Consider the following 22,259-nt stretch of genomic DNA (forward strand, 5'->3'; position numbering starts at 1 on the left):
CATGCTGAACTTGAATGACCCCACCCTGCTGCGGCAGGCTGCTCTCGTCGATGGTGCCTGGATTTCTGCGGGACTTCCCGCGCTTGAGGTAACTAACCCTGCCACGGGCGAAGTGATCGGCACCGTGCCCGACTGTGGCACAGCCGAAGCGAATGCCGCAATCGAGGCCGCGCAGGCATCCTGGGCCGACTGGCGCAAGCGCACGGCAGGAGAACGCGCCGCGCTGCTCGAGGCGTGGCACGCGTTGGTCCTCGCAAATCTCGATGATCTTGCCCGGATCATGACCGCCGAGCAGGGCAAGCCCTTGGCTGAAGCGCAGGGCGAAATTCGCTATGCTGCTACATTCATCAAGTGGTTCGCCGAGGAAGGCCGCCGGGTCGGCGGGCGCAACATCGCTTCGCCCGAGCGGGATCGGCGGATCATCGTGCTGACCGAGCCAGTGGGCGTTTCCGCTGCGATCACGCCGTGGAATTTCCCCGCAGCGATGATCACGCGCAAATGCGCCCCGGCGTTGGCCGCAGGATGCCCGGTGGTGATCAAGCCATCGGAAATGACGCCGTTCACCGCGCTGGCCCTGATCGAACTGGCACTGCGCGCTGGCTTCCCCAAGGGCACGATCAACCTCCTGACCGGCATGCCGCAGGCCATCGGCGAGGCGATCACGGCCAGCCCCGTGGTGCGCAAGCTTTCGTTCACGGGATCGACACGCATCGGATCGCTGTTGATGCGGCAGAGCGCGGACACCATCAAGCGGCTCAGCCTTGAGCTGGGCGGGAATGCCCCGCTGATCGTGTTCGACGATGCCGATCTCGATCTGGCGGTCAAGGCGACGATGGCCAGCAAGTTCCGCAACGCGGGTCAGACCTGTGTCTGCGCCAACCGTATCCTGGTTCATGCGCCGATTTATGATGAGTTTTCCGCACGCTTGGGCGCGGCGGTTGAGGCGCTTAATGTGGGTAACGGCATGGACGCCGCCACGACGACAGGTCCGCTGATCAACCGCGCGGCGACCGAAAAGGTCTCCGCGCATATAGAGGATGCGCTGGACAAGGGTGGAAAGGTGCTCTTCTCCGGCAAGGGCGCCCAAGGCGGCAATTTTGCCCGCCCGGTGATCATCGGCGAAGCGAATGCCGGGATGCGGCTTGCAAGGGAGGAAACCTTCGGTCCGGTCGCGCCGCTGTTCCGCTTTGAAACCGAAGATGAGGCCATCACGCTCGCCAACGATACCGAATATGGCTTGGCGAGCTATTTCTACACGTCCGGCCTCGACCGCGCGTTCCGCGTGGCGGAGGCGCTCGAGGCGGGCATGATCGCACTCAACACCGGATCGATTGCCATGGATGTGGCCCCCTTCGGCGGGGTCAAGCAATCCGGCCTTGGCCGTGAGGGCGGCACGCTCGGCATCGAGGAATATCTGGAAACAAAGGCCTTCCACATCGGTGGCCTGAAGATCTGAACCAGTAGGGGGCAAGGTGATGACCACAAATACCCGCAAGCACACGATAGCGGTGATCCCCGGTGACGGCATCGGCAACGAGGTGATGCCCGAGGGCATGCGCGTGCTGGAAAAGGCCGCGTCGCTCTATGGCTTCGAGCTGGAGCAGAAGTGGCACGAGTTTTCCTCGTGCAACTATTATGCCCGCCACGGCAAGATGATGCCCGACAACTGGAAGGAAGAGATCGGCCGGCCCGACGCGATCTTCTTCGGTGCGGTTGGCTGGCCCGATACCGTGCCCGATCACATTTCGTTGTGGGGTTCGATCATCCAGTTCCGCCGTGAGTATGACCAGTATGTTAACCTCAGGCCGGTGCGCTTGATGCCGGGCGTACCCTGTCCGCTGGCAGGCCGGGAACCCGGTGACATCGACTTCTGGGTGGTCCGTGAGAATACCGAGGGCGAGTATTCTTCCGTGGGCGGGATCATGTTCCCCGGCACCGAGCGCGAGCTGGTGATCCAGGACACGGTGATGACCCGCGTCGGCGTGGATCGCGTGCTGCGCTATGCCTTCGATCTGGCGCAGACGCGTGAGCGCAAGCACCTGACCAGCGCGACCAAGTCCAACGGCATTGCCATCACCATGCCGTACTGGGACCAGCGCGTGGCGGCGGTCGCAGCGGAATACCCCGACGTTACCCATGACAAGTACCACATCGACATCCTGACTGCGCAGTTCGTGCTCAATCCGGATCGCTTTGACGTAGTGGTGGGCTCAAACCTGTTTGGCGACATCCTCTCTGACCTTGGGCCGGCCTGCACGGGCACGATCGGGGTTGCGCCTTCGGCCAATATCAATCCCGAGGGCAAGCACCCTTCGCTGTTCGAGCCGGTTCACGGCTCTGCGCCCGACATTGCGGGACAAGGTATCGCCAATCCGGTCGGCCAGATCTGGTCAGCCGCAATGATGCTGGAGCATCTGGGCGAAGCGGATGCCGCAGCCGCCATAATGCGGGCGGTGGAGCAAGTGCTGTCCACGCCGACGGCCCGCACCCGCGATCTCAAGGGTGCTGCCGGCACTGCCGAATGCGGCAAGGCCATCGCCGAGGCGCTGCAATAGCGCCGCGGCGGTTGGGGGGGCAGGCGATAAGTTCTGCCGCAATCGCGCAGAACCACAGGCCATCATGTCGGCAGACATGACCTTTCAGGGGAAAATGCCGACAGCGAATCATAAGCTGGTCATGCCGGAAACGCCCGGCCATTCAGTCCGGAGGCCCATCGTGCGCAGGATTTCTCCATATATTTCAGCGGTGATTGCCGTGACGACGGTCGGGGCGGCGCTGGCTTCTTCAACGGCCAGTGCCCATGCGATCTGGTTTGCGCAGCGCGCCAAGCAGCTTGCCATGGTCTATGGCGTAGGCTCGGACGATCTTGACGCGGTGAAGCGCATGCCGCTCGTCACGTCGGTTACCGGCTACGATGCCGATGGCCTGCCGGTGACGGCGACGCTGCGCGCTGCAGGTGCAATTCCGGTGGTTGACAGTGATGAGCCGATGGCGGTGGTTGCTGCGGTGATGGACTATGGCATCTGGTCGAAGGACGCCGCCGGAACCTGGCACAACAAGGGCCTCGACGAGGTCAGGGACGCCACGGTGAGCGAGCATAACTACAAGTATGCGGTCCACATCAACCAGTTGCCGGCAAAGCCCATCCCGCTGATCCCGGGACACAAGCTGCAACTGATCCCGGCAGACAATGCTATTCCCCAGGCGATGGGGCAGCCAATCCGGCTTCGCGCGATGTTCGAGGGCAAGCCTGCTGCCAACGTGGCAATCATGCACGATTACGTGAATGACCCCGATCAAAAGCCATCCATGACCGACGCTCAGGGCTATGTCACGGTGCCGGTGCGCAATCAGGGGCTGAATGTGATTGTCGGCATTCTGGTCGGCCCGTCGGATAATCCGGCGAAGTACCGGCAGATGGAGTATCGCTCCTCGCTGACGTTCGTACTGCCGCACCTGCCGGAATAACCATGGCTTCGGGGAGATTTGCAATGAACATCAAGACAGTTACTGCGGCCTTGGCAGGGCTTTCGCTGATCGCCTTCGCGGTGCCTGCTGGCGCCCACGGCTCAATGAAGCCGCTGCACGGCGGATTGGTGACGATGACCGGCGAGACTGTCGTCGAACTGGTGCGCGCCCCCAAGGGCGTTGATGTCTACATCACCGAAGAGGATGAGCCGCTGGCTGCCTCGGGCTTTTCCGGCAAGCTGATTGTCACGGCTGCCGGGGCCAAGGCGGAAACGCCACTGGCGGCGCAGGCGGGCAACCGCATGTCGGCACCGGGGCTCAAGATCCCGGCTGGCGCCAAGGTGGTGGTCGCCCTGACGGCCAAGGGTAGCGGGGCCAAGACCCTCGCTTCCTTCACGGTAAAGTGAGGCACTGATGGCCCGCCACACCGCCATCCCGGTTCCGCAAGGACTGCTGCGATGGGCAGGGTGGGCCATCGTCATTTTCATCATCATTGCCCTCAAGTCCGCTGCTCATGCCCACGGGGTGGGTGAGGACGACCGCGCCTTTATCGAAGGTGCCTCGGGCATGGCCATTGGCCCATACATGTACCTTGGTGCCAAGCACATGGTCACGGGATATGATCACCTGCTGTTCCTGGTGGGCGTGATCTTCTTCCTCTACCGGATGAAGGACGTCGGCACTTATGTGACCCTGTTTGCCATCGGGCACAGCACCACACTGCTGCTGGGCGTCCTGTTCGACATTCGTGCCAACCCCTACATCGTCGATGCTATCATCGGGCTTTCCGTCGTCTACAAGGCGCTGGACAACCTGGACGGGTTCAGGACGATGTTCGGCTGGGCACCCAATCCCAAGGCCGCAGTGCTGATCTTCGGCTTCTTCCACGGCTTCGGCCTTGCGACGAAGCTGCAGGACCTCACCCTGTCCTCAGACGGGCTTGTACCCAACCTGATCAGCTTCAACGTCGGCGTGGAGCTGGGCCAGTTCACGGCACTGGCGGCGATCCTGATCGTGATGAACCTGTGGCGCTCTACCGGCAGCTTCCGCCGCAGTGCGATTGCCGCCAATGCCGCGCTTATGTGTGCTGGCTTCGTGCTCGTCGGCTATCAGCTTACCGGCTATTTCACTCAAGCACAGGCGGGGGCGGCATGATGCAGACCGACGCGGCAACTACGGTGAATTCCATTCAGGTTCCGCCTTCCACTCTCGCCAAGGCGACCGGCGGGGCCTTGCTGGCCGCCGCTGCCATTGTGGTGCTGTTCGTGATGCCGGCGGAATACGGCATCGACCCGACCGGCGCTGGCCGTCTGACGGGAATTGTGGGCATGGCGGCAGGCAGCGAGCAGAATACGGCGGCTCCGGCCGAAGATCCGGTCGCCTTACCGGTGACGCCGACAAAGGCCGCGATCATCCGCGAAGGCGACATGCGCAGCGATGAGATGACGCTCACCTTGGCACCGCACAGCGGACAGGAAGTGAAGGCGCACATGAACGCCGGGCAGAGCTATGTCTTCGAATGGTCGTCCAAGGGCGGACCGGTGAAGGCGGATATGCATGGCGAGAAGGTGGATGCTGCCGAGGGCGAATTCACCAGCTATTGGGAAGAGAAGCAGATGACCGGCGGCAAAGGCAGCTTCACCGCGCCGTTCGATGGCACGCACGGCTGGTACTTCCGCAACAAGGGTGACACGCCGGTTACGGTCTCGGTAAAGACCACCGGCTTCTACAAGGATCTGTTCCTGCCGCAGGGTTGATGAAACCAGGGGCAAGACGCGATATTCGAAAGGGAAAGAGGGCAGGGACCATGGCCAGCAGTATGACATTGCCTCCCGGAGGCATAAATCTCGCAGCGGGAGGGGCGAAGGCCACGGCCCACGTCCGCCTAGCCAACATCGATGCCCTGCGCGGCTTCGTGATGGTGCTGATGTTGCTGGACCACCTGCGCGAGACCTGGTTCGTCAACTATCCGGTGACCGACCCGATCAACGCACTGACCATCATCCCTGCCATCGGCTTTGCCCGGTTCGCGGTAAGCTTCTGCGCGCCGATCTTCGTCGCCCTAACCGGGCTGGGCGTCTACCTTTTCAGCGTAAACCATACGGTTGAGGAAACCACGGAATACTTGCTCAAGCGGGGCTTCCTGCTGATCGTGATCGAGCTGGTCTATCTCTCGCCGCTCTATTGGGGGATCGTGCCGCAGCCAACCTTCTGGCTGCAGGTGATCTGGGCAATCGGCATATGCATGATCGCGCTGGCTGCGTTCATGCGCCTGCCACGGCCGGCGATCATCGCGCTGGGCCTGGCCATCGTTTGCTTCCACAATCTGCTCGATCCCATCGTGCTGACCAAGGACGATGCACTGTTCCCCGTCTGGGCGCTGCTGCACCAGCGTGACGCCTTCGACCTGCCGCTCGGCTTCGTGGCAAAGACGACCTATCCGATATTGGCATGGCTCGGCGTGATCCTGCTGGGCTTCGGCATCGGGCCCTGGTTCACCGGTGAAGTCGCGCCCGCAGTTCGGCAGAAGCGCTTGCTGGTGCTGGGCTTTGGCATGATTGCCGCGTTCGTTCTGTTGCGCCTTCTCAACGTCTACGGCGACAAGCCGTGGTTCGTGGTCGAAGGGGATGCAGTCCGTACGGTCATCAGCTTCATTTCGATGACGAAGTACCCGCCCTCGCTGCTGTTCCTGCTGCCGACTCTTGGAGGCGGGGCGCTGCTGCTCGTGTTGTTCGAGAAGATCAATGACTCCGGCCTCGTGGCGAAGCTGGCGATCTTCGGCGGCGCGCCGATGTTCTTCTACCTCCTGCACCTGACCGTCCTGCGCATTCTCTATCACAGCGCCCTGGCGATCTGGGGGCCGAACAACGGCACGGCCTACATGTTCGACAACTACAACTGGGTGCTGGTGTGGTTCGTGGCGATGATCGTGCCGCTCTATCTGCCGACCGTATGGTACGCCCGGCTGAAGCGCCGCCGTCGCGACATAACCTGGCTCAAGTACTTCTGAGCTTGGCGTGATGCTGGGCCTGACGGGATCAGGCAAAGGAGGCGCGCGGCAGAATATGCCGCGCGCCTCAACGCCAAAAGGACACCGACAATCATTTTCTGGCGCATTCGGCGATACGCGCTCGGATCGCTGACATAGCCTGCAGGCAATGCTACGGAATGGAAGAACCGCGATGACAAACCCAACCAACCGTTCCCTCATCGATATCGACCGCGATCACCTGATCCATTCGGTCACCTCATTCAGAGGACACGAGCAGCACGGCGCCATCGTGCTGGAATCGGGCAAGGGCATGTGGCTGACCGATAGGGACGGCAACCGGTTGCTCGATGCCTTTGCCGGGCTGTGGTGCGTCAATGTCGGCTATGGTCAGGAGTCGATCGTCGAAGTCGCGGCGGAACAGATGCGCCGGCTGCCGTATGCCACGGGCTATTTCCATTTCGCCAGCGAGCCGGCGATCCGCCTGGCGGGAGAATTGACCGCGGCCGCGCCCGATGGCCTTGACCACGTGTTCTTCACGCAGGGCGGTTCTGACGCGGTGGACAGCGCAATCCGTTACATCGTCCATTACTGGAATGCCGCCGGGAAGCCCGACAAGAAGCATTTCATCGCGCTGGAGTGGGGGTATCACGGCTCGAGCAGCCTCGGCGCGGGACTTACGGCGCTGGGGAACTTCCACCGCAATTTCGATCTGCCGCGCCCGTGGCAGCACCATATCGCCTCCCCATATCAATATCGCCATCCCGAGGGGGACGATGATGCGGCCGTGATCGCTTCCACGGTGGCCGCGCTTGAGGCAAAGGTGGCAGAGCTCGGGGCAGATAACGTCGCGGCATTCTGCTGCGAACCGATCCAGGGTTCGGGCGGGGTGATCGTGCCGCCGCGAGGCTGGCTCAAGGCCCTGCGCGAGGCGTGCACCCGGCTCGGCATCCTGATGCTGGTGGACGAGGTTATCACCGGCTTCGGGCGCACCGGACCGCTGTTCGCCTGCCTCGATGAGGGCGTTTCTCCTGATTTCATGACCACGGCAAAGGGTTTGACAGCCGGATACGTGCCCATGGGCGCGATGTTCATGGCCGATCATGTCTATCAGACCATTGCCGACGCAGCGCCCGCCGCGCTGCCGATCGGTCATGGCCAGACTTACTCTGGCCATCCCGTCGCCGCGGCGGTGGGGCTTGAGGTCCTGCGTTTGTACCGGGAAGGCGGTCTGCTGGAAAATGGCCGCGTAACGGGTCAGCGCTTTGCAGAACACATGGAACGGATCAGGTCGCATCGGCTGGTCGGCGACGTTCGCTATCGCGGAATGTTGGGTGCGATCGAACTGACACCGGACAAGGCGACGAAGGCCATTTTCGATCCATCGCTCGACATTGGCGGAAGGCTGTCGAAGCTGACTTATGGCAATGGGGTGATCGTGCGGTGTTTCGCCAACGCGGTTCTAGGCTTCGCACCGGCACTATGCTGCACGATCGAGGAAATGGACATGATCTTCGATCGGGTTGAGCGGTCGCTTGATCAACTGCTCGAGCAGCCCGACATCCGCGCGGTCGTCGCGCTGCAAGACGCCTGACAGGGGGGATAAACCATGCTGCCCGGACCCAAGCTCGACAGGATAGACCTCAAGATCCTTGCCAAGCTCCAGCAGGAGGGCCGGATCACCAACGTGGAACTGGCCGATGCGGTAGGCCTTTCGCCCAGCCCCTGCCTGACGCGGGTCAAGCGCCTGGAAAAGGCCGGATACATCACCGGCTACGGCGCGCACGTGAATTTCAGCAAGCTGGGCGAATACCTGACTGTCTTTACCGAAGTCACCCTCAGCGAACATCGCCAGGGCGATTTCAGCCGCTTCGAAAGCCGGATTGCCAAGCTCGATGAGATCGTCGAATGCCACCTCGTTTCAGGTGGCTATGACTATCTGCTAAAGTTCGTGGCGCGCGGCGTTTCGCACTATCAGTCGATCATGGAAGGCATGCTCGAGAGCGATTATGGCATCGAGAAGTACTTCAGCTACATCGTGATCAAGTCACCCTTCATCAAGCATCGGCTTCCGATCCAGAACCTGTTTGGGCAGACGCATGGCTGATCCGGCCCACATGCAAGCGGATCTCCTCGCCGATCTCGTCGCGTTGCGGCGGGACATCCACGCCCATCCCGAACTCGGGTTCTGCGAGCGGCGCACGGCCCAGCGCATCGCCGATGAATTGCGCTCCCTTGGAATTGAGGTGCATGAAGGCATCGGCACGACCGGTCTGGTAGGGGTCCTCAAAGGCCGGCGCGAAGGACCGCGCACCCTTGGCCTGCGGGCAGACATGGATGCGCTACCGATCCAGGAAATGACCAATCTCCCATGGGCCAGCAAGACGCCTGGATCGTTCCATGGTTGCGGCCATGATGGTCACGTTGCCATGCTGCTGGGTGCCGCCCGGGTGCTCGCCGCCGATCCCGATTTTGCCGGAACGCTCCATCTGATCTTCCAGCCTGCCGAGGAAGGGCTGGGTGGAGCGCGTGTGATGATCGCGGAAGGTCTGTTCGAGCGATTCCCTTGTGATCGGGTCTATGCCTTGCATAACTGGCCCGGCCTGCCTGCCGGGACGATCAGCACGCGGCCCGGCGCAATCATGGGCGCGGCGGACAAGTTTCGGATCAAGTTGACCGGCAAGGGCGGACACGCCGCCATTCCGCAGGACAGCCCCGACGCGATTCTTGCCGCAGCCAGCCTTGTCCAGCAACTCAACACCATCATCAGCCGCGCCGTGCCGCCCTATGCGTCTGCTGTCCTCTCGATCACGGAAATTCACGGGGGACATGCGCACAATGTCATCCCCGCAGAAGTCATGGTGGGCGGTACGGTCCGCACGTTCGACCCGGCGGTGCAGGATCGCATAGAGGAACGCATGCGGGCGATGCTGGAAGGCATTGCGACGTCGTTCGAGGTTGAATGCGCGCTCGATTACGACCGCTACTATCCAGCCACCATCAACGATGCCGAGGCTGCTGCCGACGTGCTTGAAGTGGCTGCGACCGTGGGAACGGCGGAACTTGCGCCGGAACCCGCGCCCACCTCGGAAGACTTCTCCTTCATGCTGCAGCAGCGCCCCGGAGCCTATATCTGGCTGGGGCAGGCAACTCACGATCACGCTGCTCCGCTTCATAATCCACAATACGATTTCAACGACAATGTCCTTGAAACGGGCGTGAGATTGCATGTTGCATTGGCACGGCACTGGTTGAGATAGCGTTCGAAACCGCAGGCGATCCACGGCCCGGTGCCTTGATCCGTGCAATTTCTTCATGCGCTTCCTTGCCGCGGCTCACTTTCGCGGTCTCGCCAAGGACGCGGGACAAAAGAAAGGCCGGCCCGAAGGCCAGCCTTGAAAAGTTTGGGAGAGGATGCCTGAAAGGCACTGTCCATATGCGGTAGCGCTTGCCCTTTCGCAAATGCGAAAGGCTGCTTCGCAATTGCAATTTCTGCATCCACATTACCGCCAAGGTCAGCAGGTCAAGGGGCGGTCACCATCACGTCCCCTACCCTCTACCAGGCCACGCCTGTTTCCAATTGAAATCGCACGAAAATCATAAATCGGATCAGTATTCTGCTGCTTCGATGGAACTTTCCTGACCGTTTCGGGTTTTTCGGCGCAGGCGCATTTCGTCTTGCGATGGGCCGTTTTGCCGCGCCCCCGGGGTGATCCTGCTTTTCAATCCTGGCACAGGGAAGCGTGATGGCTGAAGTTGCAGCCTACGAATTCAAGCCGCATGAAAGGCCGACGCTTCCGGGCTCTCCTGCCAATCCCGATCATCCCGCGCGTCGGCGCGCCGCATATGGCGCGATCGGGGTGCTGATCGGGCTGGCCGGCGGACTTGGCAATGCGCTGATCGCGGTGAACCTGACCTTTGCGCAAGGGACGCTGGGGCTGGGGCCGGACGAGGCGAGCTGGCTGACCGGCGCCTATCTGATGACCAATACCGTGGCCAATCTGGTGCTGGTGAAATACCGCCAGCAGTTCGGGCTGCAGCCGTTCATCCGCTGGATGCTGGGCGTCTATGTCGTGGCGACGGTGTTTCACCTCTTCGTCCACGGCTTCTGGTCGGCCATCTCGGTGCGCGCGGCGGGAGGGCTTGCGGGAAGCGCGCTCTCGACGCTGACGATCCTTTACCTGATGCAGGCGATGCCCGCGGCCAAGCGGCTGGCGGGCCTGATGATCGGCATTTCGGTGCCGCAGATCGCCACGCCGCTGGCACGGGTGGTCTCGCCCTCGCTGCTGGTCTCGGGCGACTGGCACATGCTCTACTGGTTCGAGCTGGGGCTAGGGCTGGCCAGCCTTGCCGCGATCCTTGCCCTGCCGCTGCCGCCGAGTGAGCGCAGCAAGGCCTTCGAGAAGGGCGATGCCCTGAGCATCCTCCTGCTCGTGCCGGGCATGTCGCTGCTGATCGCGGTGCTGACGCAGGGGCGGATCGAGTGGTGGACGAGCCGTCCGTGGCTGGGCTGGGCGCTGATCGGCGGGCTGGTGCTGGTCGTCACCGCCTTCGTGATCGAGCACTTTCGCCGCAATCCGCTGATCAACACGCGCTGGCTGGGCACGCGCGAGATGGTGCGCCTGATCGGCATTGCCGCGGCGGTGCGCGTGCTGCTGTCGGAACAGGCGTTTGGTTCTGTCGGCCTGCTGACGGTGGTGGGGATGACCAACGAGCAGATGGTCGGCCTCAATCTGGTGATCATTGCCGCGTCGCTGGCCGGGCTGGTGGTGGCGCTGCTGACGGTCAATCCTGAAAAGCCGGCGCGGCCCTTCTCGATATCGCTGGTGCTGATCGCGATTGCCGCGTTCATGGACATGGGCACGACCAACCTGACACGGCCCGAGAACTTCTATTTCAGCCAGGCACTTATCGCCTTCGCCTCGATCCTGTTCCTCAGCCAGGCGATGATCGTCGGCCTTGCCCGCACGCTGCTGGCGGGCCCGCGCAATTTCGTCAGCTTTACCGTGCTGTTCACGATGAGCCAGTCCCTGGGCGGGCTGCTTGGCGCGTCGCTGCTCGGCACGTTCCAGGTAGTGCGCGAGAAGATGCACTCGGCAACGATCGTGCAGGAGATCGTGCTGACCGATCCGCAGGTTGCCGCGCGCATTGCCGCCGGTGGGCGACTGATCGCCCGGACGGTGGGCGATCCGGTGCTACGCAATGCGCAAGGCGCCGGAATCCTTTCGCAGCAGGCCACGCGCGAGGCCAATATCCTGGCGTTCAACGACGTGTTCCTGCTCGTTGGCGTGCTTGCCGTGCTGGCGGCGATATGGTCCTATTTCGAACGCTGGCGGATGCAGCGCCGGGGCGAGGAATCGCCGCTGGTGACGCTGCAGAAACTCCAGATGCAGGCCGCTGCGGCGGCTGCGCAACCTTCCACCACGCCCCAGAGGACTCCCGAATGAGCGATGATGCCGCCCCTGCATCCGGCACCACACCGGGCGCAGCGCCCAATGCCGCGCCGGCCGATGGCTGGAAGCCGCCGCGCCCCAACAAGGGGCGGCTGGCGCTGATTGCGCTTGCGGTGCTGGGTGCGGTGATCGCAGTGCTCTATGCTTGGCACCTGCCGCCGTTCGCGGGCCTCTCGCAATCGACCGACAACGCCTATGTCCGGGGCAAGACGACGGTGATCAGCCCGCAGGTCAGCGGCTATGTCACGCAAGTCCTCGTCAAGGACTTCGCGCGGGTGAAGAAGGGGCAGGCGATCGCGGTGATCGACCAGCGTCAGTACAAGGCCAAGGTCGAACAGGCCAAGGCCAACCTTGCGGCGCAAGAGGCGGCGCTTGCCAACTCGCAGCAGAGCGAGCGATCGCGCAAGGCGGCGCTGGGTGGGCAGGATGCCGCGATTGCCAGTGCGCAGGCCAATCTGGCCAAGGCGCGGGCCGACATGGCGCGGGCCTCGGCGCTGGTCGGCGATGGCTCGATCTCCGAACGCGAGCGTGACCAGACCCGCGCCGCGCTGCTGGCGGCTGAGGCGAGCGTGCGGCAGGCAGAAGCCGCGCGCGGAGTGGGCGAGCAGGACGTGAAGAGCGTGATCGTCGGGCGCGGCGGGCTGGCGGCCTCGGTCGAGGCGGCGCGGGCGCAGTTGCATGCGGCCGAAGTAGACCTTGAAAACACCGTGATCCGCGCGCCCGAGGACGGGCAGCTGTCCGAAGTGGGCGTGCGGCTGGGTGCGTTCGTGACGGCGGGGACGCAGTTGCTGTTCCTCGTGCCCGACGAGGTGTGGGTGATCGCCAACTTCAAGGAAGCGCAGACCGCGCGCATGGCAGTGGGACAGGTGGCGCGCTTTACCGTCGATGCGCTGGCGGGCGAGGAACTGACCGGCCATGTCGAGAATATCGCGCCTGCGGCGGGCTCCGAATTCGCGGTGCTGAAGGCCGACAATGCTACCGGCAACTTCGTGAAGGTGGCGCAGCGGATTGCGGTGCGGATCAGGGTCGATCCGGGGCAGGCGCTGGCCAGGCGGTTGCGGCCGGGCATGTCGGTGGAAGCGCGCGTGGATACCGGGCAGTGAGGCGGCTTGGTCTTGTCGGGCTGGTGCTGCTGGCGGGCTGTGCCGGGCCGCAGGTGAAGACCGCGCAAGTGGCGCCAGTGGAAGCGCCGGGAGCTTTTCGCGTGGACCTCGGACCCGGCGTCCCCGTCACCGCAGACTGGTGGCGCAGCTTCGGCGATCCGCAGCTGGCGGCGCTGGTGGAAGAGGCGCTGGCGCGCAATGCCGACATCCAGATCGCCGCCGCCCGCGTGCGCGAGGCGCGGGCGCAGCAGGATCTGGCGCGCTCGGCGATGCTGCCCTCGCTGGACGCGGCGTTGGGGGCGACGGATTCCCGCACGATCAGCCCGTTCGGCACGCCCGTGGTGCAGCGCGCCGCGCAGCCGCAGTTGCAGGCGGCGTGGGAAGTCGATCTGTTCGGGCGGCTTTCCGATCAGGTCAGCGCGGCGCGGTCCGGCTGGCTGGCGAGCGCGGCGGCGCGCGATGCGGCGCGCCTGTCGGTCGCCTCGGCCACGGCCAGTGCCTATGTCACGCTGCTGGCGCTGGATGACCGGCTGGCGTTGGCCAAGCGCACGGCGGAAACGCGAAAAGGTTCGCGCGATCTGATCCGGCGGCGGGTGGACGTGGGCTACTCGCCCAAGCTGGAGCTGCAGCAGGCCGAGGTCGATTATCAGGCGGCGCTGGTGCTGGTGCCGGCGCTGGAGCAGGCGCGGGCCAAGGCGGAGAATGCTCTGAGCGTGCTGGCAGGGCGCGTGCCGGGACCGGTCGAGCGGGCGAATGGCCTTGCGGCGTTGACGAAGCCGCCGGTGCCTGAGGCGCTGCCGTCAGAGCTGTTGCGCAGGCGGCCGGATGTGGCGCAGGCCGAGTACCAGCTGGCGGCGAGCGACAGCAATCTGGCGGCGGCGCGCAAGCGCTTCCTGCCGTCGCTGCGGCTCTCGGCTTCGGCGGGGGTAGCGATCTCCAACCTGCTCGCCAATCCGGTGGGGCTGTGGTCGATCGGCGGGAGCATTCTGGCGCCGTTGTTCGAAGGCGGGCGGCTGCGTGCCGGGGCCGAAGTGGCAGGCGCACAGCGCGATGCGGCGGCGTTCGGCTATCGCAAGGCGGCGCTCACGGCGTTTCGCGAGGTGAACGATGCGCTGGCTTCGGTCGATGGGCTCGATAGGCAGGTCCTGATCCAGACCGCGCAGCGCGATGCCCTGGCCGAGGCTTACCGGCTTTCAAGCAACCGCTATCGCGAGGGCTATTCGCCGCTGCTCGAACAGCTCGACACGCAGCGCGGACTGCTGAGCGCCGAATTGGCGCTGATCCAGGCGCGGGCCGATGCCCTCAATGCGCGGGTCAGCCTCTATCAGGCGCTGGGCGGAGGCTGGTCTGCGGCAGATATGCAAGGGGCGCAGTAACGCCTAACCCGATCGGGTTATGCGCGCGGGTGGCAGGTGGGTTAGCTTCGATTCCGGAACGTCAAAACGCCTGATTACAAGGCGGTGCCCGGAGAGAGCCTCATGAAATTCTCGATCATCTATGAAGCGCAGATGGTGGATGCCAGCCGCGAGAACGAGCGCGCGGTGTTCCTCCAGATCGTCGAGCAGGCCAAGTATGCCGAAGTGATGGGCTTTGACTGCATCTGGTGTGTCGAGCATACCGCGCTGACGCAATACGCGCACATGTCTGCGCCTGAGACGGTTCTGGCGTTCATCGCCGGGGCGACGAGCCGCATCCATATCGGCCATGGCGTGGTCTGCCTGCCGCCGGCAATGAACCACCCGGTCAAGGTGGCCGAGCGCATTGCGACGCTGGATATCCTTTCGAAGGGACGCCTGCACTTCGGCGTGGGCAAGGGCGGCACGCAGCAGGAAGCGGGGACCTTCGGCTATGACCTCAACGAGCTGCAGCCGATGATCGATGAATCGATGTACCTGATCCCCAAGATCATGGTGCAGGACGAGATTGAGCACGACGGCACCTACATCAAGATTCCCAAGCGTCCGATCCATCCTTCGCCGTGGCAGGATCCGCATCCGCCGATGTACATGGCCTGCACGCGCGAGAATACGCTGGTGGCGGCGGGCAGCCGGGGCATCGGCGCGCTGGTGCTGGGCTTTTCGGGGCCGGAGGAGATTGCCAAGAAGAACGCGATCTATCGCGAGGCCTTCCGCACCCGCAAGGCCGAGGATCAGGTCGGCTTCCGCCCGACCGAGCACCTTGCCGCGCTCTGCGCCGCGACCGTGCTGGACGACCGCGAGAAGGCCCGCAAGATCGGCCTGCGCGGCCAGCGCTTCTTTGCCGAGAGCATCGCCTACTGGTATCAGGGCGGGGCCAAGCCGACGGTGGACGAGGACCTCGACGCCGAGGATCATGCCAAGGTGCTGGAGCAGGGCAAGCAGGCGACCATCGCCTACCTGTCGGAAGAGGCGATCCCGGTGGGTGACGAGCACCTTTCGAACTATACTGTGGCGCAGGACGCCTACGGCACGCCGGACGATTGCATCCGCTATGTCCAGCGGCTGAAGGATGCAGGCGCCGACGAGATCCTGTTCATCTTCCAGATGGGCGGCATCCCGCACGACGTGATCATGGAGACGATCCGCAACATCGGCGAAAAGGTCATTCCGCACTTCCGCGCACGGGAAGCGGCAGAAACGGGAGAGCTGGAAGCAGCGGAATAAGCCCTGTCAGTCCGCGCGCGCGCCGCCTATGTTGCGCGCATGGGTGGCGCGATCGATGACGGGTTTTCGGATCTTCTGGCCCGGCTCTATGCCGGGGTGGGAGAGGCCGAGCCGTGGCGCGGGTTTCTGGAAGCGCTGGCGCGGTGGATGGAGGCGAGCTTTGCCACGCTGATCATCACCGCGCCCGGCAAGCGCCAGCCCGCGACGTTCCTGACGCCGGGATCGGATGCGGCATTCGATGCCGCCTATACCGAGACGCTGTTTGCCGAAGACCCGTTCCAGGGCCTGAGCGACGGGGTGGTGACATCCTATGCCGAGTTCATGGCGCAGCTGCCCGAAAGCGCCTTTGCCACCTATCGCCAGGCCATGGCGAGCAGCGGCTTCGATCAGGTGCTGGGGATCGATCTGCACTTTGGCGGCAGTCATTCGTCCGGGGGCAGGGGAGGACGGCCCGACGAAGGGCGCTATGAAGCGCGCTTCCGCGTCAGCCGGCACAATTCACTGCCCGATTTCACGCGGGAGGAGCGGGCGCGGCTGCAGGCGCTGGCGCAGCACTTGCGTATCGCGGTCTCGCTGTTCGAGAAGCTGCAGTTTGCCGGGGCCGAGCACGGCATGTTCCATGCCACCGCGCAAGGGCTGGGCCTTGCGCTGCTGGTGCTGGATCGCAACCGGCGCATCGTCAGCAGCAATGCCCTGGCCGAGGCGCTGCTGGCCGAGGACGAAGGCCTGCACCGGAGGGGCGAGGAGCTGGCCCTTGCCGATGTGGCGCAGCACAAGCTGGTGGGCGCGCTGCTGGCGCAAGGCGGCGAGCGCGGGCTAACCCGCTTCCGCATCGAGCGGCCGGGCCGCGGCGATCTGGTGGTGACGGCGCGGCCGGTGGAAGTGAACGCGATCCACGGCGGGGCCGGGGCGCTGGCACTGTTCCTTGCCCGCCCCCATCGGCTGGCGGAGGCTGAGAAAAGCGGCGATCCGCAGGCGCTGCGCGACCTGCTGGGCCTGACCATGGCCGAGGCGCGGCTGGCGGCAGTGCTGGGCGAGGGGCTAAGCCTGGTCGAAGCGGCGCAGCGGCTGGGCATCGCCCACAATACGGCGAAAGTGCAGCTGCGATCGGTCTTTGCCAAGACCGGGGTGCACCGCCAGGCGCAACTGGTGGCGCTGCTGGCATCGATCGGCGGATAGGCGACTCGCGCAATTCCGCCAGTTTGCGCGGGACGGCTGTTATAGGTTGGCCTGAAAGACATATGCGCAAATAAAAGACGCTTGAAATACGCAAAATGCGCGATACATAGGAGCTAGACAAGGCGATACGAGGTTTGGGAGAGCGATGTCCGACATGTTGCGCGATAGCACTCGCCCGCAGGAGGTCGTCTCTCCGGATGCCGTGCTGGCCCGCGTGACCGGCGCCGGCTCCCCGTTCGAGATCGGCGAGCGTGAAGGCCTGCGCCAGTTCGTCGCCGCGCCGCCCGATCTCAACCTGCTGATCGAATCCGCCCGCCGCTACGGGGACCGCACCTGCGTCATCGATTTCGACAGCGCCGGTGTCGAGCGCCGCATGTCCTACGATCAGGTCTTCGCCTGGCGTGACCAGTTGGTGCCGATCCTGCACATCGCGCGCGGGGATCGCGTCGCCATCGCCATGCGTAATCGTGCCGAATGGCTGGTCGCCTTCCTCGCCGTTATGAAGGCCGGCGGCGTTGCCGTGCTGGTCAACAGCCGCGGCTCCGGCCCCGAGGTGCTCGGCATGCTCGAGGACGTCGATCCCGCCGTCGTGCTGGCCGACAGCGAGCGCGCCGCTGCGATCCGCGAATCCGGCTTCAAGGGCCGCGTGCTGGACCTGACCAAGCCGTTCGACGCCGAGGAACTCGCCCGCCGCATCGCGGAACCGATGCCCGATCCCGGCGTGGCCAAGCCCACCGACCCTTGCGCCATCCTGTTCACGTCGGGCACCACCGGCCGCGTCAAAGGCGCGGTGCTGTCGCATCGCAATGTGATCACCGGGCTGATGTCCACGCAGATGTCGGGCATGGTCGTGCTCGGCAACATGGCCGCGCAGATGGGCACCACGCCCGAGGCGCTGATCGCGCAGATGCCGCAGCAGGCGTCGCTGCTGGTCTATCCGCTGTTCCACGTCTCCGGCCTCGGCTCAGGCTTCCTCTCGCCGTTCCTCGGCGGCGGCAAGGTCGTGATCATGCGCCGCTGGGACGCCGAGGAAGCCGCCCGTCTGATCGCCGCCGAGCAGATCAGCATGTTCAGCGCGGTACCCACCATGCTGTGGGACATCCTCCACCGCGCCCGGATCGAGGGGACCAGCCTCGCAAGCTTGCGCAACATCGGTTGCGGCGGACAGGCGCTGCCGGTCAACCTTGTCGAGGAAGTCCACGCGCTGTGCCCGCACGCCCAGATCGGCACCGGCTATGGCATGACCGAATGCTCGGGCGCCATCGCGCAAGCCGTCGGCCCCGAATTCATGGCCCGCCCCGCCGCTGCTGGACGCGTGCTGTCGATGGTCGACGTGCGCATCGAAGGCGCTGATGGCACGATTCTGCCTCACGGTGAAACTGGCGAGATCGTCGTGCGCGGGGCGCAGGTCATGTCCGGCTACTGGAACCGCCCGGAGGAGACCGCTGCCGTGCTCACCGCCGATGGCTGGCTGCGCACCGGCGATGTCGGGATGGTCGACGAGGACGGCTATGTCTTCATCGTCGACCGCAAGAAGGACATGGTCATTTCGGGCGGCGAGAACATCTACTGCGCCGAGGTCGAGCGCGTGCTCGGCACGATCCCCGGCCTCACCGAATGCGCCGCCTTCGGCCTGCCCGACGAACGCCTTGGCGAGCGCCTCGTCGCGGTCGTCATCGCCCCCGACATCGACGAAGCCGGCGTGATCGAATGGGTCGCCAGCCGCCTCGCCCGCTACAAGGCGCCGACCCGTGTCGCCGTCACCACCACCACATTGCCGCGAAACGCGCTGGGCAAGGTCGACAAGATCGCCCTGCGCAAGTTGTGGCCCGCCCTTTCCGGAGAACAATGACATGGCCATGCCAAACAACATCGGCATCATCGACTGCATGCTCGGCATTCCCGATGCCGAGGACCGCGCCGAATGGTTCGCGCCGTTCCGTCCGCTGATCAAGGACAAGCAGACGCTGGGCCAGTTCGCCATGCCCGCGCAGTACATGTTCAAGGACATCCCGCAGTCGGGCAAGCAGGACGATTACCTCGCCTGGACCGTTGCGCAGATGGACAAGCACAACGTCGAGAAGGCCCTCGTCGGCTGGAACGAGAACGACACCTCATACCGCGCCAAGGAGCTTTATCCTGATCGCTTCTTCTTCGACCTGCCGGTCAATCCCAACAACGGCACCGAGGAAGTCCGCCGGATCAAGCGCATCCACGCCGAAGTCGGCCTCTCCGCCGTCTCGGTCTTCCCCTCGGGCACGCTCCCGCAGGTGGCGATCAACCACAAGTACATGTGGCCGATCTATTCCGCGTGCGAGGAACTCGGCCTGCCGATCCTCCTCAACGTCGGCATCCCCGGCCCGCGCATCCCGATGGAGACGCAGAAGGTCGAGCATCTCGACGAGGTCTGCTGGTTCTTCCCCGAACTGAAGGTGGTGATGCGCCACGGTGCCGAGCCGTGGGAAGCACTGGCGGTCAAGCTTATGCTCAAGTGGCCGAACCTCTACTATTCGACCAGCGCCTTCGCGCCCAAGCATTACCCCAAGGCAATCATCGACTACGCCAACACCCGCGGCTCCGACAAGGTGATCTACGCCGGGTACTTCCCGATGGGCCTCAGCCTCGATCGCATCATGTCCGACATGCAAAGCGTCCCTTTCAAGGACGAGGTATGGCCGAAGTTCCTGCGCGAGAACGCGGTCAAGGTGTTCGGACTCTAAGCCATCCCAGGGAGCCGGGAAGTCTGCTCCTACCGCAGGAAAGGGCCGTCGCGGAGACAACCCCCGCCACGGCGATTCAGGAGTGAAAACATGAGCGATCAAGTGGCAACAGATGCCCGCACCGCTCCCGTCGCGGTCTGGCAGATTCTCGAAAAGCTCAAAGGGCAGGACCTGACCGACTGGCGCACCGCGCCGGTCCCTGGCCGCGCCTCGGTGCAGGAACGCAACCTCGACATCGGCTTCCCGCTTGGCTGGTATCCGATCGACCTTTCGGCGAACCTTGCCGTGGGCGAGGTCAAGCCGCTGCGCTACTTCTCGCAGGATCTGGCGATGTGGCGCGGCGAGGACGGCAAGGTCCGCGTGCTCGACGCTTACTGCAAGCACCTCGGCGCACACATGGGCCACGGCGGCAAGGTTCATGGCAACCTGCTCGAATGCCCGTTTCACGCTTGGCGCTATGATGGCGAGGAAGGGACCGTCAAGGAGATCCCCTACTCGAAGTCGATCCCGCCGCAGGTCAAGCGCAAGTGCACGCGCACCTGGCATGTCACCGAGGCCAACCGCTGGATCTGGGTGTGGTATCACCCCGAGGACGCCGCTCCGCTGTTCGAGGTGCAACACCTGCCCGAGGCGACCGACCCGGAGTGGACCGACTACGACATCTACGAATGGAACGTCTACGGCTCGATCCAGAACATGGCCGAGAACGGCGTCGACGTTGCCCATTTCAAGTACATCCACGGCACCGCCAACGTGCCTCTAGGCGATCTGCGCTGGGGCGAATGGGGCCGCGGGGCCGACGTCAAGGCCAAGATGGGCACGCCATGGGGCGAGGTCGACGGCCAGATCAGCTATGACACGATGGGTCCAGGGCAAAGCTGGACGCGCTTCACCGGCATTTCCGAAACGCTGCTCGTCGCCTGCATCACCCCGGTCGAGCTCGATCACGTCCACGTCCGCTTCTGCTTCACCCAGCCCAAGGCCCAGGCCGAGGGCGAGCGGGCCGGCGTTGCCAAGGCGATCATCCGCGACATCTGCAAGCAGTTCGATCAGGACAAGGTCATCTGGGATCGCCAGAAGTTCGAACCCAACGCCCTGATCTGCGAGGGCGACGGCCCCATCGCGCAGTTCCGCAAGTACTATTCGCGGTACTACGTGAAGTGATGAAAGCCACCAGACGGGAAGCCCTTGCCGGCGGGATCGCGCTTGCTGCGACCGCCAGCCTGCCGGGACATGCACAAGCGATGAGCGACGTACTCGATACCCACGACAGCCTCGGGCTTGCCGATCTGGTCAGGAAGCGCAAGGTCTCGGCCACCGAACTGCTCGAAGCAGCCATCGGCCGGGCCGAGGCCTTGAACCCGCGTTTCAACTTCATGGCGCAGAAGCACTATGACTACGCCCGCAAGGCCATCGCCGCGGGCCTGCCGCAAGGTCCGTTCAGCGGCGTGCCGTGGCTGCTGAAAGACCTCAACACCTACATCGCCGGCGAAGTCACCGAAAACGGCAGTCGCCTCTACAAGGGCCAGCGCGCCAGAGTGACCTCGGAACTGGTGCGCCGCATCGAGCGCGCCGGGTTCGTGATCTTCGGCAAGACCACCACCCCCGAATTCGGCCTCACCGGCACGACCGAAAGCGTGCTCAAGGGCCCGACGCGCAATCCGTGGAACCGGGAGCGTATCGCGGGCGGCTCGTCCGGCGGCGCGGCGGCGGCGGTTTCGGCAGGCGTGATCCCTGCGGCTCACGCCACCGACGGCGGCGGCTCGATCCGCATTCCCGCCTCTGCCTGCGGCCTGTTCGGCCTAAAGCCCTCGCGCGGGCGCGTGCCGATGGGCCCTGCTCGCACCGAAGGCTGGGCCGGCATGTCGGTCCACCACGCGGTCAGCCGCACCGTGCGCGATTCCGCCGCGATCCTTGATGCGACGCACGGAGTGGAAGCGGGTTCGCGCTACAGCGCGCCGACGCCGGAGCGGCCATTCCTGCAGGAAGTCGGGCGCGATCCCGGCAAGCTGCGCGTCGCGCTGATGATCAGCCCCTATTCGGGTGCGCCGGTCGATCCCGAGGTTGTCGAAGCCACCCGCGCCACCGCGAAACTGCTCGAAAGTCTCGGCCACCATGTCGAGGAAGCAGCGCCCAGGATCGACATGGCCGCAATCGGCGCCAGCAGCTTCGCGCTGATGGCCTCCTCGGTCGCCGCCGATTGCATCGACCGCGCCAAGGCTCTGGGCATTGAACTCGGCCCCGACGTGCTCGAGCGGACCACGCTTGATTTCGTGGCCATGGGCAAGAGCTACACCGGTATGGACTTCGCGCGCGGCAACAACGCCTACCAGGCTGCCGCCGTCACCATCGCGCAGTTCATGGAACGCTATGACGTGATCCTCTCGCCCACCCTTTCCGCGCCGCCGCTGCCGCTGGGCCACATCGGCCTCGATACCGGGCGCTCGATGATGGAGTGGGGCCGCGAAGTCGGCACCTTCACCGCGTTCACCGGCATCTACAACGGCACCGGGCAGCCCTCGATGTCGCTTCCCCTCGCCATGTCCAAGGACGGGTTACCCATCGGGATAATGGTCACCGGCCGCTACGGCGAGGAGGGCCTCCTGTTTAGGCTGGCCGGGCAAGTTGAGAAGGCTGCACCGTGGGGCGCGCGTCGGCCGAAGGTCTAGCTCGTCGCTTTATATCCGGCGACAGCAAATGGATCC

Annotated in this window: 19 protein-coding genes; all 19 read left to right on the plus strand. The window is 64.4% G+C overall.

Annotated features, from left to right (window positions below; translation table 11 throughout):
* Position 1: 1 nt before the first annotated feature.
* The 19 genes from HGI46_RS11535 to HGI46_RS11625 all read left to right on the plus strand — a co-directional run bounded on the left by HGI46_RS11535 (position 2) and on the right by HGI46_RS11625 (position 22,223).
* Complete coding sequence (locus HGI46_RS11535) at positions 2-1,456, plus strand: NAD-dependent succinate-semialdehyde dehydrogenase (RefSeq protein WP_168904293.1); 1,455 nt, start codon at positions 2-4, stop codon at positions 1,454-1,456.
* A gap of 19 nt (positions 1,457-1,475) precedes the next feature.
* The gene (locus HGI46_RS11540) at positions 1,476-2,555 is read left to right on the plus strand and encodes a tartrate dehydrogenase (RefSeq protein ID WP_168904294.1); all 1,080 of its coding nucleotides are present in this window, start codon (positions 1,476-1,478) and stop codon (positions 2,553-2,555) included.
* A gap of 160 nt (positions 2,556-2,715) precedes the next feature.
* A complete protein-coding gene (locus HGI46_RS11545) occupies positions 2,716-3,468 on the plus strand; it encodes a DUF4198 domain-containing protein (RefSeq protein WP_240344978.1) in 753 nt (250 codons plus the stop codon).
* A 23-nt stretch (positions 3,469-3,491) separates the two neighbouring features.
* Positions 3,492-3,875: a hypothetical protein gene (locus tag HGI46_RS11550; RefSeq protein ID WP_118075293.1), complete on the plus strand. Its 384-nt coding sequence runs from the start codon at positions 3,492-3,494 to the stop codon at positions 3,873-3,875.
* A 7-nt stretch (positions 3,876-3,882) separates the two neighbouring features.
* Positions 3,883-4,623: a HupE/UreJ family protein gene (locus HGI46_RS11555; RefSeq protein WP_168904295.1), complete on the plus strand. Its 741-nt coding sequence runs from the start codon at positions 3,883-3,885 to the stop codon at positions 4,621-4,623.
* Complete coding sequence (locus HGI46_RS11560; protein ID WP_168904296.1) at positions 4,620-5,225, plus strand: hypothetical protein; 606 nt, start codon at positions 4,620-4,622, stop codon at positions 5,223-5,225. Before HGI46_RS11555 ends, HGI46_RS11560 begins: the two co-directional genes overlap by 4 nt.
* A gap of 50 nt (positions 5,226-5,275) precedes the next feature.
* On the plus strand, positions 5,276-6,478 hold the full coding sequence (locus tag HGI46_RS11565) for a heparan-alpha-glucosaminide N-acetyltransferase domain-containing protein (RefSeq protein ID WP_206065690.1): 1,203 nt from the start codon (positions 5,276-5,278) through the stop codon (positions 6,476-6,478).
* Positions 6,479-6,650: 172 nt separating this feature from the next.
* Positions 6,651-8,051, plus strand: a complete 1,401-nt coding sequence (locus tag HGI46_RS11570; RefSeq protein WP_168904297.1) for an aspartate aminotransferase family protein — start codon at positions 6,651-6,653, stop codon at positions 8,049-8,051.
* Positions 8,052-8,066: 15 nt separating this feature from the next.
* The gene (locus HGI46_RS11575; RefSeq protein WP_039335969.1) at positions 8,067-8,564 is read left to right on the plus strand and encodes an Lrp/AsnC family transcriptional regulator; all 498 of its coding nucleotides are present in this window, start codon (positions 8,067-8,069) and stop codon (positions 8,562-8,564) included.
* Positions 8,557-9,717, plus strand: a complete 1,161-nt coding sequence (locus HGI46_RS11580) for a M20 aminoacylase family protein (RefSeq protein WP_240946715.1) — start codon at positions 8,557-8,559, stop codon at positions 9,715-9,717. Before HGI46_RS11575 ends, HGI46_RS11580 begins: the two co-directional genes overlap by 8 nt.
* Before the next feature lie 486 nt (positions 9,718-10,203).
* Entirely contained in the window at positions 10,204-11,904 is a 1,701-nt protein-coding gene (locus HGI46_RS11585) for an MFS transporter (RefSeq protein ID WP_168904298.1), read from the plus strand.
* Positions 11,901-13,013 carry an HlyD family secretion protein gene (locus tag HGI46_RS11590; RefSeq protein WP_168904299.1) on the plus strand — a complete coding sequence of 371 codons (1,113 nt, stop codon included), beginning with the start codon at positions 11,901-11,903 and terminating at the stop codon, positions 13,011-13,013. Before HGI46_RS11585 ends, HGI46_RS11590 begins: the two co-directional genes overlap by 4 nt.
* A complete protein-coding gene (locus HGI46_RS11595) occupies positions 13,010-14,389 on the plus strand; it encodes an efflux transporter outer membrane subunit (protein ID WP_168904300.1) in 1,380 nt (459 codons plus the stop codon). The genes HGI46_RS11590 and HGI46_RS11595 overlap by 4 nt, the downstream gene beginning before the upstream one ends.
* Positions 14,390-14,491: 102 nt before the next feature.
* Entirely contained in the window at positions 14,492-15,655 is a 1,164-nt protein-coding gene (locus HGI46_RS11600) for an LLM class flavin-dependent oxidoreductase (protein WP_168904301.1), read from the plus strand.
* A gap of 39 nt (positions 15,656-15,694) precedes the next feature.
* Positions 15,695-16,834, plus strand: a complete 1,140-nt coding sequence (locus HGI46_RS11605; RefSeq protein ID WP_168904302.1) for a helix-turn-helix transcriptional regulator — start codon at positions 15,695-15,697, stop codon at positions 16,832-16,834.
* A gap of 145 nt (positions 16,835-16,979) precedes the next feature.
* Entirely contained in the window at positions 16,980-18,686 is a 1,707-nt protein-coding gene (locus HGI46_RS11610) for a class I adenylate-forming enzyme family protein (RefSeq protein ID WP_168904303.1), read from the plus strand.
* A 1-nt stretch (position 18,687) separates the two neighbouring features.
* On the plus strand, positions 18,688-19,554 hold the full coding sequence (locus tag HGI46_RS11615; RefSeq protein WP_168904304.1) for an amidohydrolase family protein: 867 nt from the start codon (positions 18,688-18,690) through the stop codon (positions 19,552-19,554).
* Positions 19,555-19,644: 90 nt separating this feature from the next.
* Complete coding sequence (locus HGI46_RS11620) at positions 19,645-20,718, plus strand: aromatic ring-hydroxylating dioxygenase subunit alpha (RefSeq protein WP_168904305.1); 1,074 nt, start codon at positions 19,645-19,647, stop codon at positions 20,716-20,718.
* Positions 20,718-22,223, plus strand: coding sequence for an amidase family protein (locus HGI46_RS11625; protein WP_168904306.1), 1,506 nt, complete (start codon positions 20,718-20,720; stop codon positions 22,221-22,223). The genes HGI46_RS11620 and HGI46_RS11625 overlap by 1 nt, the downstream gene beginning before the upstream one ends.
* The last annotated feature ends 36 nt before the right edge of the window (positions 22,224-22,259 follow it).

It is taken from the genome of Novosphingobium sp. ERW19, from assembly GCF_012641315.1.
Lineage (GTDB): Bacteria > Pseudomonadota > Alphaproteobacteria > Sphingomonadales > Sphingomonadaceae > Novosphingobium.